Source organism: Streptomyces sp. AC627_RSS907, from assembly GCF_019049165.1.
The window spans coordinates 1-607 of record NZ_JAGMUE010001499.1 but is presented as its reverse complement, the minus strand read 5'-3'; the positions used below and the strand labels follow the sequence as shown (position 1 = coordinate 607).

Genomic DNA, 607 nt, shown 5'->3' with positions numbered 1-607 from the left:
CCATACGCCGGCTGACCCTGGCCGTAGGGCCGCGCCGGGTCCTGCTCGTGTGGCGGGTGCTGGCCCTGGCTCGCGACCGCCCCGGCACCCTGCCCGGGGGCCGGCTCCGGGGCGACCGGAGGCTGCGCGCCGCGCGGTGGCTGGAGCCCGTAACTCGTGGGCTCGTTCGCCCGTCCCCCATGGTTATTCATGGGTTAATCATTACCTCGCGCCAGTGGCGCGTTTCCACCGACCTCGGGCGGGTGCGGCCGATGGTGACCAAGCCGTTGCCCCCCGCGTCAGTTACCGCCACCGGGGCGATCGAAGGTATCCACAGCGGTAGCGAAATGTCGCCTACCTTCGCCTTTTTCCGCTACGGAGGCCGATACCCACACGTCGCACATCCGGCCCCCTCGTCCCCACTGAGGTCGTACGTCCGCCGCGCCCCGCCGTCGTCTTGCGCCCCGTGCCAGGTGAACTCTCCCAGCGCGGGGTGCTTGGGCTGGGCCACGGCGCGTGCCTCGCGGAGCGTGCGCTCGCGCCGCACCTGGGCGTCGAGCGCGGACAGGCCCTCGTGCAGGTGCAACTCCATCACCTCGCGGGGGCGCGCCGCTACGCGCCCGCAACA

The 607-nt window shown here is 72.3% G+C and carries 2 pseudogenes; both read right to left on the bottom strand.

What is annotated here, in order from left to right:
* Nucleotides 1-191, bottom strand: a pseudogene (locus tag KUM32_RS42665) (serine/threonine protein kinase); the annotation flags it as partial.
* Between the two features lie 161 nt (nucleotides 192-352).
* Nucleotides 353-607, bottom strand: a pseudogene (locus tag KUM32_RS44625) (hypothetical protein); the annotation flags it as partial.